The following is a 12,742-nucleotide window of genomic DNA, read 5'->3' on the forward strand; positions in this document are numbered from 1 at the left end:
AGCGGAATAGCACAGGTACTGCGGGTAAATCAGCTGTTCGGTGTGTTGGTAGTTTGGTCGGCCGTTGCCGGCTTTTCGGTCTTGCCGTCAGCCATTGCGGTTTGCTGGGCAGCACCGTGAGTCTGTTGCTGAACGAAGGTGAAGTTGTTGTAGAACTCCTTCGAGCGCTCTGATCCGCCTTCTGCAAAGGCGGCTACGGAAGTCATGGTCATCAGGCCGGCAAGGATAACAGTCGAAAATTTCATGGCAGTGTCTCAGTAAGTGTGTTGGGTCCGCGCGTTGTCATCAGCGGCGGGATGGGGAGACTGTGGGCCAATGATATTAAGTAAGGGTTAACCTCGCGCTGACCGAAAGTTAACGATTTCGTTAACTTCCAATCTTTAGCAGCGATGAATTCAGAGCTTCCAGTCCAGTGCGACGCTGATAGAGCGCGGGTCGCCCCAATACACGCCGTTATAGAAGCCGACGCGCTCGTAATATTTTTTATCAAATAGGTTGTTGATATTAAGTGACGCCGACAAGTGGTCATCGAACTCATAGCGCGACATCAGGTTGACCACGGTATAGGCCTGCTGGGTGATCCGGGTGCGCTCCCTGATCAAGGCTCCATTGGTGTCCCGGCCAACCGGGCGATAGGCGAAGTCGTAGAAGTCACTTTGCCAATTCACCGCGCCGCCGACCGTCAGCGCGTGCCATTCGCCGGGCAGGCGGTAGGCCGTGGACACGCGCAACAGGTTCAGCGGCAGGTGGGTGTTGTTGCGCTGCTTGTCCCCGTTCAGGGAGTGGGTGTAGGTGTATCCGGCGGTCAGGTTCCAGTCGGGGCGCACCTCTCCGGACACCTCTACCTCGAAACCCTGAACCTTGTTGCCTTTGCCGCCGGATGTGAAGAACTGCTCACCGGTCTCCGGATCCGGTGGGGTCAAACTGTCCAGTTCCGCGACGTTGTCCTGTTTGCTCCAGAAGTACGCGGCCGCCAGGTTCAGGCGCTCTTCCAGCAGGCTGCCCTTGATGCCCACTTCATAGTTGCTGCCTACCACCGGCTCCAGGTATTGCTTGCCGGCGTTGCGTTCTTCCTGCGGGTTGAAGATGTCGGTGTAGCTGGCGTAGACGGTGTACTCCGGGGTCAGGTCGTAGAGCAGGCCGGCGTAGGGTGTCCACATGTCGTTGTGGGTCTGGCTGGATTTTGACGTACCGAGGAACTGGTCAGTGTCCCTGTTGTAGTTGTAGGTGGTGCTCTCGATCTCCCAGCTGCCGTAGCGGCTGCCCAATACCGCATGCAGGCGATCGGTCAGGCTCAGGCGGGTGGCCAGGTAGCCGGCCTTTTGGCGGGTGCTGCCTTGTTCGCCCTTGAGGCCGGTGTTGGTGTCGGGGAATTTGCCGATCCCGCCCATGTGTTTCCAATCGTCGATGCTGGTGTAGTCCTTCGGCACCGTACCGCTGCGCAGGTGTGGCGAAGCGTCACGCTGCTCGGACTCGCCGTAACCCACCATCAATTCGTGCTCACGACCCAGCAGGGCATAGGACCCGGACAGGTTCAAGTCGACCACGTCCATTTTCGAGGTGCCGAGCATGTGGCTGGTCCAGGCGGTCATGCCGCTGCGGTCGGCATTCGGGAAGCCTGAGCCGCCGTAATAGACCTTGCCGTCGGTGTCGCTTTCACGGTGGGTATAGGCGGCCTTCAGGTGCCAGTCACCCGCCAGGCGGTGGTCGAGGGTAGCGAAGGTGGTTTCATCTTTCAGCGGCCAGGAACTCCAGTGGGCCGCGATGTTGGCGGAGCGGGGCAGCCTGGCTTTGCTGCCGTCGCTGTTCCAGTAGGGCAAGGTGCCCCACGCGGTGCCCTGCACATGCTTGTTCTGGTAATCGAAGCCCACCGCCAGCACCGTGTCGTCGGTCAGGTCGCCTTCGAGGATGCCGTAGCCGACTTCCCGTTGCAGCGCGTAGTTGTCGCGGTAGGACTGGGTGTCACGGTAGGCGAGCACCGTGCGGCCGCGCAGGCGCCCATCAAACGCCAGGGGGCCGCCAACGTCCAGGTAGCTGTAGTAATTGTCGTGGGAGCCGCCACTGACGCCTGTCTTGGCCTGCCACTGTGCGGTCGGACGTTTGCGCACCATATTGACCGTGGCCGAGGGGTCGCCGGCGCCGGTGGTCAGGCCGGTGGCGCCGCGGACCACTTCGACCCGGTCGTAGATAATGGTGTCGGCATCGGACTTCATGCGGCCGAAGGTGTTGAGCATGCCGTCAATCTGGAAGTTGGTGATGCCGTAGCCGCGCGAGGAATAGCCGACCCGGTCGGAGTCCAGGTGCTGCACCACCACGCCGGTGGTCTGGCGCATCACTTCGGTCAGGGTGTTGAGGTTGAAGTCGTCCATCTGCTGGCGGGTGATCACCGAGACCGACTGTGGGGTTTCCTTGATGGACAGGTTCAGCCGGGTGGCGGTGCCCATTGAGCCTGTGGTGTAGGCACCGGTGTGTTCGGTGTTGGCGCCAAGGCCTTCGGCGGTGATGCTGGTGCTGCCCAGTTCCAGGGCTTTGGCCGGCGCTTGGGATTCCTGGTCGGGGTCGTTTTCGGCCAGCAGGTCCGGGCTCAGCACCACGCTGAAGAGGCCCAGGGTCAAGGTCATGGAACGGGTAATAGGCGCGAACATCGCGGCGAACTCCTTGTCGTCTATGAAAAATGCCATTGGCTCAAAGACGAAAGGAGGCGGGGAACTTTAGCGCTAAACGAGAATAATTATTATCTTAACGTTGCCGCCAAATCGGGTTTCACCGCTTTGCGCGGATGAAACCCGGGCGATTCAAGCTACTTGACGACCACGTTGACGGCGTCTGGCTTGGGCTTGATCAGGCTGAAATCAATCAGCGGTTTTTGCTGGCGTGCATACGGGTCGCCAATCATCCGTGGCCGAGGCTTGAAGCTGTCACTGACCAGGCTCTTGCTGTGGTCCAGTTCGTCGAAGCTCAACCCGGCCATGTCGGCCCAGGTATGGATCAGCTGCGAGCTGGTGTAAGGGCGCTGCAAGTCACCGGCAAAACTCCAGTCATGGCTTTCACGCCACTTGGGTGATGCGTAGGCCATGAACGGAATGGTGTACATCGGTGCCGTCGGCTTGCCTTCGTTGCGGCCCAGGGTGTTGTGGCCGGCCGAATCGAACACGTCTTCGCCGTGGTCGGAAAGGTACAGCAGGAAACCGTTCGGATCGGTCTTGGCGTAGTCCTTGATCAGGCTCGACACCACGAAATCGTTGTAAAGCACCGCATTGTCGTAGCTGTTGTAGGTCGGCAACTGTGCGTCGCTGACCCCCTCAGGCACGCCCTGGCGGTCAGTGAACTTGTCGAAGGTCGGCGGGTAGCGGTACTGGTAGCTCATGTGGGTACCCAGCAGGTGCACCACGATGAATTTGCGTTCGGCGGTGTCGGACATGGCCTTGGCAAACGGCTCCAGCACGTCGCCGTCATACTGGCGCGCATTCTGGTTGCGGTTGTTGTTCAGGTACACCTGCTCGTCGGCCTGTTCGGAGAAGGTCGTGAGCATGGTGTTGCGCTTGGTCATGGTCTGCTGGTTGGTGATCCAGAAGGTCTTGTAGCCGGCCTGCTTCATCACGCTGACGATGGACGGGGTCTTGAGGTACAGGTCCGGGTTTTCTTCGTCAGCGAAGGTCAGCACCTGTTGCAGCGCCTCGATGGTGTACGGGCGCGGGGTAATGACGTTGTCGAACACCGCCAGTTGGTCCCGCAGCTTGTCCAGTTCCGGCGTGGTGTTGCGCGGGTAGCCATACAGGCTCATGCGCTGGCGGTTGGTGGACTCGCCGATCACCAGCACCAGGGTCGACGGCTGGCCGGCCATGCTGTCCTTGAGGTTGGTCAGGGGCGGGATCTTGCTGGCGCTGGTCAGCATGCCTTGCATGTTATCCAGTTGTTCGGTGTAGCGGCGGTAGGCGACGATCATCTGCCATGGCACTGCCGGCTCGATACGGGTTTCGAAGCGGTCGATGGCCAGTTCCATGGTCTCGCTCTTGGCGATCTGCTTGACCAGCGGGTAGCCGACGATGGCAATCACGATTGCGGCAGCCGCCAGCATGGCCTGGCCACGTGGCAGGTAAACCGGGCGTACGCGGGTCCACAGGAAAACGGCCATGGCGGTGTGGGCAATGAACGCCAGCACGATCCACCAGGCAAAGTATTGGGTGGCGTATTCGCCGGCTTCAGAGATGTTCGACTCGAACATGATGAAGATGACGCTTTGAGAGAATTCCTGCTGGTAGATGAAGAAATAACCCAGGCTGGCCATGGAACAGGCCCACAGCACCACGCCAATCAACCCCGCCACCAGGCGCGCGCGACGCGGGAACAACAGCATCGGCGCCAGCCACAGGGCGCTCATGAAGAATGCCTGGCGGAAACCACTGAAGCCGGAGGTGCCGGTCAGTTGGATCAGCAGTTGGGTAATGCCCGAGAAATACCAGAAGAACAGAAACATCCAGCCGAGGCCGGCCCAATCAAAACCTTTCGCAGACGTAGTGCTGCGTTTGAACATCGCCATCCAGCGCTCCAACCCGATAATTTCAGTGTCAACGCGCAGGGATGCACGCAAACAGAGGGCCTGCGCACGTAGCGCGGCCCTATTCGGCGGGAGTATCGGGAGGGGGATGTGAAAACTTCGTGAGTTATTCCTGAACGGTTCGTTCAGCCCACGTTCAGCAAAGTGCGGGCTGGGTGCCGGACGGCTGATTGAGCTGGCCCTGCAGGTGCGAGCGCAAACGCATGACTTCCTGCTGCAGTTGGTCGCGCTCGTTTTTCAACTGGCGCAATTCATCGCGGCGAATGGTGACGTAGAGGGTCTGTGGCGGACGGGTCATGTGTGCAGTGCTCATTGCTTACCTCGCAAATAGCCGGTCTATCGCGGTGCCAGAGCGCTTGAATCGAGGCTCTCGGCAACAGTCGGGGCAATTCTGAATTCTTTTTTTAATGAAGGGAACTTTTTTATTTTTGATGGTCGTTGTGACTTTTAACCCACTGAAGGCGAAAGGATGGCCACTTTTTGTCATGAAACTATGCCAATCCGCTCTGGACTAACCCTCATTAGCCTCATTGCGCTATAAACTGTGACACACATTTATTCGTAGTAAGGAGCATCAGCACATGCAACTGGGGATTATTGGACTAGGCCGCATGGGTGGCAACATTGCGCGGCGCCTGATGCTCAATGGGCATACCACCGTGGTTTACGACCGCAATGAAGCATTCGTAAAAGGTCTGGCAGGCGAGGGCGCCACGGGCGTTGCTGACCTGGCAGGCCTGGTGGCCGGGCTGCAAAAGCCCCGGGCGATCTGGGTGATGCTGCCGGCAGGCGACCCGACCGAGAACACCATTGAAGAACTGAGCCAACTGCTTGAAGACGGTGATGTGATCATCGACGGCGGCAACACCTTCTATAAGGATGACATCCGTCGGGCCAAGGCCCTGTCGGAAAAAGGCCTGCACTATGTCGACGTCGGCACCTCCGGCGGCGTCTGGGGCCTGGAGCGCGGCTACTGCATGATGATCGGCGGCGACGCCGAGACCGTTAAGCTGCTGGACCCGATCTTCGAAAGCCTGGCACCGGGCCTGGGCACCATCCCGCGTACCAAGGACCGTTCCGCCGCAGCGGACAGCCGTGCCGAGCGCGGCTATATCCACGCAGGGCCTGCCGGTTCCGGGCACTTCGTCAAGATGATCCACAACGGCATCGAGTACGGGATGATGCAGGCCTTCGCCGAAGGTTTCGACATCCTCAAGACCAAGAATTCGGAGAACCTGCCGCAAGACCAGCGCTTCGACCTGAATGTTGCCGATATCGCCGAAGTCTGGCGCCGCGGCAGCGTGGTGTCGTCCTGGCTGCTGGACCTGACCGCCGACGCCCTGGCCACCGATCCGAAGCTCGACGGGTATTCCGGCTCGGTCGCCGACAGTGGCGAAGGCCGCTGGACCATCGAGGCCGCCATGGAACAATCGGTACCGGTTCCGGTGCTGTCGAACTCGCTGTTCGCACGCTTCCGCTCCCGCCAGCAAAGTACCTACGGTGACAAAATGCTTTCTGCCATGCGCTTCGGCTTTGGCGGCCATGTGGAGACTCCCAAAAAATGACCGCCAACGGCAAGAAACCCAAGGCCGAACCCGCTCCGCCCACCACACTGTTTCTGTTTGGTGCCCACGGTGACCTGGTCAAGCGCCTGCTCATGCCGGCGCTGTACAACCTCAGCCGCGACGGGCTGCTGGGCGATGGCTTGCGCATTGTCGGCGTTGATCACAACGCCATCAGCGACGCCGATTTCGCCAAGAAGCTCGAGGACTTCATTCGCACCGAGGCCGCCAGCAAGGTCAAGGGCAATGCCGAGAACGCCCTGGACCCGGCATTGTGGGAACAGTTGGCCAAAGGCATCAGCTACGTCGAGGGTGATTTCCTCGATGACGGCACCTACGCCGATATCGGCAAGAAGATTGCCGACAGCGGTACTGGCAACGCGGTGTTTTACCTCGCCACTGCGCCGCGTTTCTTCGCCGAAGTGGTGCAGCGCCTCGGCGCGGCCGGCTTGCTGGAAGAAACCCCGGAGGCGTTCCGTCGGGTGGTGATCGAAAAGCCGTTCGGCTCCGACCTCGCCACCGCCGAAGCGCTGAACGCCTGCCTGCTCAAGGTGATGAGCGAAAAGCAGATCTACCGCATCGACCATTACCTGGGCAAGGAAACCGTCCAGAACATCCTCATCAGCCGTTTTTCCAATGTGCTGTTCGAGGCGTTCTGGAACAACCACTACATTGACCACGTACAAATCACCGCCGCCGAAACCGTCGGCGTGGAAACCCGTGGCAGTTTCTTCGAACACACCGGCACCCTGCGGGACATGGTGCCCAATCACCTGTTCCAGTTGCTGGCGATGGTCGCCATGGAACCGCCGGCTGCCTTTGGTGCCGACGCAGTGCGGGGCGAGAAGGCCAAGGTGATCGGGGCCATCCGGCCCTGGTCGCTGGAAGACGCACGGGCCAACTCGGTGCGTGGCCAGTACACCTCGGGTGAAGTCGGCGGCAAGCAGTTGCCGGGTTACCGCGAAGAGGCCAATGTTGCGCCCGACAGCAGCACCGAGACCTTCGTTGCCCTCAAGGTGTTGATCGACAACTGGCGTTGGGTGGGTGTGCCGTTTTACCTGCGCACCGGCAAGCGCATGAGCATCCGCGACACCGAGATCATCATCTGCTTCAAGCCGGCGCCTTACGCGCAGTTCCGTGATACCGAGGTCGATGAACTCAAGCCGACGTACCTGAAGATCCAGATCCAGCCGAATGAAGGCATGTGGTTCGACCTGCTGGCGAAAAAGCCCGGGCCGACCCTGGACATGGCCAACGTGGAGCTGGGGTTTGCCTACAAGGACTTCTTCGAGATGCAGCCGTCGACAGGTTACGAAACCCTGATCTACGACTGCATGACCGGCGACCAGACCTTGTTCCAGCGCGCCGACAACATCGAGAACGGCTGGCGTGCGGTGCAGCCTTTTCTCGATGCGTGGAAGCAGGATGACGGCATCCAGGCCTACAAGGCGGGTGAGGACGGCCCGGCGGCGGCTGATGCGTTGCTGGCCCGCGATGGCCGTACCTGGCACAGCCTCGGATGAGTGACTTGCCGAGTCAACCCATCCGTTTTGTGTTGAGTGATATGGATGGCACGTTGCTGCATCCGGATCACAGCCTCAGCCAGCGCACCATTGATACGGTTCGCGCCTTGCGCGCGGCCGGGGTGTTTTTCAGCCTGGCCAGCGGGCGACCTCCCAAGGCCATGCGTCAGCAGGTCGAAGCACTGGGCATCGATGTGCCGATTGCCGGCTTCAACGGCGGCACGCTGGTCAATCCCGACGGCAGTATTCTGGTGGCGCATCACTTACCGGCAGAAGCGGCGCTGGTGGCGTTGGCCTTGTTTACGCCGCAGCCGGACGTTGAAGTCTGGCTGTTTGCCGACGGTGACTGGCTGCGTCGCGATCCCGGCGGACCGATGGCGGTTCGCGAGGAGCACGGCTTGGGCTATGGGGCGATTGTGGTGGAGAGCTTCGAGCCGTATCTGGATCGGGTCGACAAGATTGTTGCGGCCAGTACCAATACCCAGCTGCTGATCGAGCTTGAGGCGCAGTTGCAGCCCAGGGTCGAGGGATTGGCCCAGGTGTCGCGTTCGCAGCCGGTGTTCCTGGATGTCACCGCCATGAAGGCCAACAAGGGTGAAGCATTGAGAACCCTTGCGGCGCACCTCGGTGTGCCACTGCAACAGACTGCAGCCATCGGTGATGGCGGCAATGACCCGGCGATGTTTCATGTGGCGGGGTTGTCGATTGCCATGGGCCAGGCAGAAGAGGTGGTCAAGCGCCAGGCCAGTGTCGTGACCGGCAGCAATGTCGATGACGGTGCGGCGGAAGCCATCGAGCGGTTTATTCTCTCGGCCTATTGATCGGTAACCACACTAATAAGTAGTCAGCTATGCAAAGTTGCAACTTGCATGGCTGACTGTCCACTTGAGTTAGTGCGGGTCAATATATTGCGCAGCCGGGCGGCACACTTTCGGGTGCCGTCTCACGCACGCTTCAGTTACTTGGGCATTGCCCAGGATTGCAACTGGTAGCCATCTTTGTCGAGTTCGGCACGGGCCTGCAACAGCAAGTTCTCAAGCTGTGCCGGGTCGGTATAAGTGCTGGAAGACAGCTGCTTGCTACCGATACGGGTATTGGTGCGGTCGATGACGCTCAGGCTCAGGGCGCCGTTGCCATCGTGCCAGGCCACACATTGAAAGGGCTGGAAGGCACGGTCTGCGATCAAAAGAGCTTCGTTGATGCGGAGCGGGGCGTTCATGGGGTCTTCTCTCTAAATGCCCATTCAAGTGGAAGCCGTTGGTTGGGCGTGCCTAACGACTGGTTACTTGTACTGATGCACGATCACCGGGTGCGGGTCACATGTTAGAAGAAGATTTTTTAACTTTCCCTGATTAAAGTCATGTAAGGGGCTATTTTGAAAGCCTCATGAAAGTTATGCCGCGGCAATTGACCGCACCCGACTGACATAAAAGACCCGGTTCGTTCGCGACTTATAGCGAATCGGTACAAAGGGTGCGTCAAGATCTTGCTAGGGTTACCAGCAGACTTTGCAAATAGTTGTTTTTAAATAACTTTAACGATTTTGACGCCAAGGAATAGTCATGATTGTTACACCTGCCCCGCGCCGCCTGCTTGTGGTCGATCCCTGTGATGACTGCCACCGGCTATTGCCCGGTTTGCGCGCAGCGGGGTGGGACGTGGACAGCTGCGCCCTCGAGTCGGTGGGTGAGCGCTCCTGTGACGTGGGTTTGTTGCGCCTGCAGCCGTTTCACCTGGAGCGACCCGAAGCGGTCAAGGAACTGATCAGCCGCAGCGGCACCGAGTGGATTGCGGTGCTTAACCAGGAAGTGCTGCGCCTGCAGAATGTCGGCGATTTTGTCTGTGAGTGGTTCTTCGACTTCCATACCTTGCCGTTTGATGTGTCACGGGTGCAGGTCACCCTGGGCCGCGCCTTCGGCATGGCGCGCCTGCGGGGCAAGGGCAACAACGCGCCTGCGGGCCAGCCGGAACACGAGTTGCTGGGGGACAGCCGTCCCATCCGGGAATTGCGCAAGCTGCTCGCCAAGCTGGCGCCCACTGAATCCCCGGTGTTGATCCGTGGCGACAGCGGCACCGGCAAGGAATTGGTCGCGCGTACCTTGCATCGCCAATCCCAGCGCCATGCCAAGCCGTTTGTGGCGATCAATTGCGGGGCGATTCCCGAACACCTGATCCAGTCCGAACTGTTTGGCCATGAGAAGGGCGCCTTCACCGGCGCCCATCAGCGCAAGGTGGGGCGGATCGAGGCGGCGCACGGCGGCACCTTGTTTCTCGATGAGATCGGCGACTTGCCCATGGAGCTGCAAGCCAACCTGCTGCGTTTTCTCCAGGAAAAACAGATCGAGCGAGTCGGCGGCAGCCAGCCGATTGCGGTGGATGTACGCGTGTTGGCGGCTACCCACGTCGACCTGGAAGCCGCGGTCGCAAAGGGCACTTTTCGCGAAGACTTGTATTACCGGCTCAACGTCCTGCAAGTGGTCACCGCGCCGTTGCGAGAGCGCCACGGTGACGTGGCGATGCTGGCCAACCATTTTTCACACTTCTACAGCCAGGAAACCGGCCGCCGTCCCCGCAGCTTCAGTGAAGACGCACTGGTGGCCATGGGCGAGCACGGTTGGCCGGGCAATGTGCGCGAGTTGGCCAACCGCGTGCGGCGGGGCCTGGTACTGGCGGAAGGGCGGCAAATCGAAGCCGTTGATCTGGGACTGCAAAGCCAGCAGGCAATCGCGCTGCCGATGGCTACACTGGAAGATTACAAGCACCGTGCCGAACGCCAGGCGCTGTGCGATGTGCTCAACCGACACAGCGACAACCTGAGTGTCGCGGCCCGTGTGCTGGGGGTTTCCCGGCCGACGTTCTACCGGTTGCTGCACAAACACCAGATCCGCTAGGGCGGGTAAACCGAAAAGCCCCGCAACGACCCTTATCGTTGCGGGGCTTTTCCCGTTGTCATGCCTTAAAAGTAATACGGGAACTTCAGGCTGAAGCTGAACGACGGCGCATCCGGTGTGATCCCGATGGCCAGGTTCGGCACGATGGTCAGGTTGTCGGTCGCCGCAATCGTCATGCCCACGTTGAAGTAACCCGCGTTGGCGTCGCTGGAAACCACCGACTGCCAGTCGCCGCCATCCGGCTTGAGCTTGCTCTTGCGTTGCACCAGGTCGGACACCGAGAACGACATACTCATCTTCTCGTTCAGCGCAAACGCCACGCCAGCGCCGATCTGGAAGCTGTCGCCCAACTGTACTTTCCCCGGGGTCTTCTGGCCGACCTGGGAGCTGATATCGCTGAACGAGTCTTCGAAGTTGTGGGTGTACGACAGCGAGCCGAACAATACCGCCGGGTCAAAGGTCTTGACCAGCGAGATACCCGGCGTGATCGACCACACACCGTTGCCGGTGGGCAGGCTTTCCGGCACGAAGAGGTTGGTGTTGCTGGATGACTGGACCAGCTTGATCCCAAACGGATCTTCGCCGGTGGGTGCCTTGACCCGCACCGACACCACGGCATCCGGCAGGTTGACGCTCTCGTCGAGGAATTTGTAGGCAATCCCGAAGTTGACGTCGCCGATAGTCGGGTCACGCGTGACCGATTGTTCCGAGGTCGCGGTGCCGCTGCCACCGTTGGCACCACCGGACTGATAGGTCGACTCGCGGTACACCACCGGCACGTTTATATCGAACTGCCAGCGGTTGTCGAGGTTGTAGCGGCCCGTGAGGTCGACGGTCCAGTTATCCGACTTGATCCGGTCCAGGTTGATGTTGCCGAGAAAGATCGAGTCCAGCGCCAGGAAGCCGTTGAGGGTCAACTGGCGGGCATCGTAGCGGGAATAGGTGACGCCGGTTTCAAAGCTGAACTTGCCGTTGCCAAAGAACCCGCTGGCCTCGTTATACAAGTTGCTCACGCTCTGCGCCGGGGCCGAATCATCCTTGAGGGACTGGCCGTAGGACGCGCCACCGGCTGCACCGCCCGAGGCCGCAGCCGCGCCGACTCCCGGCGTGTTGTCGGCCACCGTGGTGCCGCCTTTCTGGAAGTCTGCCGGGGATTTGGCCAGGCGTTTGGGCGGCGGCGCCACCGGTTGTTCTTCCACCTGGCGTACCCGTTGCTCCAGCACCGCCAGTGCTTTTTGCTGCACTTCGTAGCGTTGCTTGAGCTCCAGCAATTCCTTTTTCAATGTGTCTATGTCGGTGTCCGGCGCGGCATACAACATGGATGCGGGCAGGAGCGTGCTTAAACAAATTACGGCACGTAACGATAGCGATCGATGCATGGAATAAGCCGTCCCTTTCTAATGCGCAAGTGTCGAGGCACAGCGTAGTTCAATAACCGTTAGGGCGTAGGCCCCTGAGCTGATTCAGGTTGAGGTTCTGCCCCAAATTGTTCAAACCGTTGTTGCCCAGCACCACATTGAGTTGGGTCATGTTGCTGACGAAGTTGCTGTTACCCTGCAAAACCGTGCCTTGCAGGACATTCCCGGCGCCGATCTGCTGCAACGAATTGCCCTGATTGTTGTTGGCCAGGATCGCCATTTGCAGCCCGCCATTGGCGGCCGACACCGTGACCTGGCCGGCACCCGTGCTGCCGGTGACCGACTGGCCAGCCACCAGGGCTTGTCCGGACTGGACGACATTGGCCGGCGACAAGCCATTCTGGTTCACATTGATATTCACGTTATTGCTGGCGGTGTTGCCATCGCCGGCGGCGCGCACGCTTTGGGTCACGCCCTGGCCACTGCCCAGGCCGGCACCACCGACCACCGTGCCGGTGCCATTCGGCTGGTTGGGCGAGACTTTGGTGGGGCTGTCGGTTACCTGCACATAAAACTGCGGGGTGACGGTCGACGCGTTGACGTTCATGCTGGCCGAGCCGGTCACGCTGTCGCCGGCGGCATTGGTCCAGGTACTGCTCATCACGATGCCAAAACTGATGATCCGCCCCGGCATCACGTAGCGACCACGCAGGTCAGCCAGTTCCGAGTCCTTTATTTCAATCGGCTTGAACACCGATGACGCATAAGCGGGCATTGAGGCTGCCAGGCACATGACCGTCAGCCAACGGTAAGTGTTCATCGTTTGCTCCTGGAGCGTCCTGCCCCTTAT

General features: G+C 60.0%; 11 protein-coding genes. 4 read left to right on the top strand and 7 right to left on the bottom strand.

What is annotated here, in order from left to right:
* Nucleotides 1-29: 29 nt before the first annotated feature.
* The 4 genes from HX873_RS19320 to HX873_RS19335 form a co-directional block, all read right to left on the bottom strand.
* Entirely contained in the window at nucleotides 30-245 is a 216-nt protein-coding gene (locus tag HX873_RS19320; protein ID WP_087694368.1) for a hypothetical protein, read from the bottom strand.
* Nucleotides 246-395: 150 nt separating this feature from the next.
* Nucleotides 396-2,645: a TonB-dependent siderophore receptor gene (locus HX873_RS19325; RefSeq protein ID WP_177021145.1), complete on the bottom strand. Its 2,250-nt coding sequence runs from the start codon at nucleotides 2,643-2,645 to the stop codon at nucleotides 396-398.
* Between the two features lie 155 nt (nucleotides 2,646-2,800).
* Nucleotides 2,801-4,540: a phosphoethanolamine transferase CptA gene (locus HX873_RS19330; RefSeq protein WP_087694370.1), complete on the bottom strand. Its 1,740-nt coding sequence runs from the start codon at nucleotides 4,538-4,540 to the stop codon at nucleotides 2,801-2,803.
* A 154-nt stretch (nucleotides 4,541-4,694) separates the two neighbouring features.
* On the bottom strand, nucleotides 4,695-4,871 hold the full coding sequence (locus tag HX873_RS19335; protein ID WP_023658901.1) for a DUF6026 family protein: 177 nt from the start codon (nucleotides 4,869-4,871) through the stop codon (nucleotides 4,695-4,697).
* A 244-nt stretch (nucleotides 4,872-5,115) separates the two neighbouring features.
* Here HX873_RS19335 and gnd point away from each other — a divergent pair, with 244 nt between their 5' ends.
* The 3 genes from gnd to HX873_RS19350 are packed head-to-tail and all read left to right on the top strand — an operon-like array spanning nucleotide 5,116 to nucleotide 8,464.
* Nucleotides 5,116-6,123 (top strand): phosphogluconate dehydrogenase (NAD(+)-dependent, decarboxylating), encoded by a 1,008-nt coding sequence (gene gnd, locus HX873_RS19340; RefSeq protein WP_256579633.1) that lies wholly within the window; start codon nucleotides 5,116-5,118, stop codon nucleotides 6,121-6,123.
* Nucleotides 6,120-7,643, top strand: coding sequence for a glucose-6-phosphate dehydrogenase (zwf, locus tag HX873_RS19345; protein WP_003217928.1), 1,524 nt, complete (start codon nucleotides 6,120-6,122; stop codon nucleotides 7,641-7,643). The genes gnd and zwf overlap by 4 nt, the downstream gene beginning before the upstream one ends.
* Complete coding sequence (locus tag HX873_RS19350; protein WP_177046598.1) at nucleotides 7,640-8,464, top strand: HAD family hydrolase; 825 nt, start codon at nucleotides 7,640-7,642, stop codon at nucleotides 8,462-8,464. The genes zwf and HX873_RS19350 overlap by 4 nt, the downstream gene beginning before the upstream one ends.
* Nucleotides 8,465-8,601: 137 nt before the next feature.
* On the opposite strand, the gene HX873_RS19355 is transcribed toward HX873_RS19350, so the two are convergent.
* Entirely contained in the window at nucleotides 8,602-8,862 is a 261-nt protein-coding gene (locus HX873_RS19355) for a hypothetical protein (RefSeq protein ID WP_003217933.1), read from the bottom strand.
* A gap of 343 nt (nucleotides 8,863-9,205) precedes the next feature.
* Here HX873_RS19355 and HX873_RS19360 point away from each other — a divergent pair, with 343 nt between their 5' ends.
* Complete coding sequence (locus HX873_RS19360; RefSeq protein WP_003217935.1) at nucleotides 9,206-10,534, top strand: sigma-54 dependent transcriptional regulator; 1,329 nt, start codon at nucleotides 9,206-9,208, stop codon at nucleotides 10,532-10,534.
* A gap of 65 nt (nucleotides 10,535-10,599) precedes the next feature.
* Here the strand turns inward: HX873_RS19360 and HX873_RS19365 are convergent, their stop codons facing one another.
* Nucleotides 10,600-11,913, bottom strand: coding sequence for an autotransporter domain-containing protein (locus tag HX873_RS19365; RefSeq protein ID WP_177123052.1), 1,314 nt, complete (start codon nucleotides 11,911-11,913; stop codon nucleotides 10,600-10,602).
* Nucleotides 11,914-11,962: 49 nt separating this feature from the next.
* Complete coding sequence (locus HX873_RS19370) at nucleotides 11,963-12,712, bottom strand: hypothetical protein (RefSeq protein WP_003217939.1); 750 nt, start codon at nucleotides 12,710-12,712, stop codon at nucleotides 11,963-11,965.
* Nucleotides 12,713-12,742: the final 30 nt, after the last annotated feature.

Source organism: Pseudomonas sp. P7758 (genome assembly GCF_013386485.1).
Lineage (GTDB): Bacteria > Pseudomonadota > Gammaproteobacteria > Pseudomonadales > Pseudomonadaceae > Aquipseudomonas.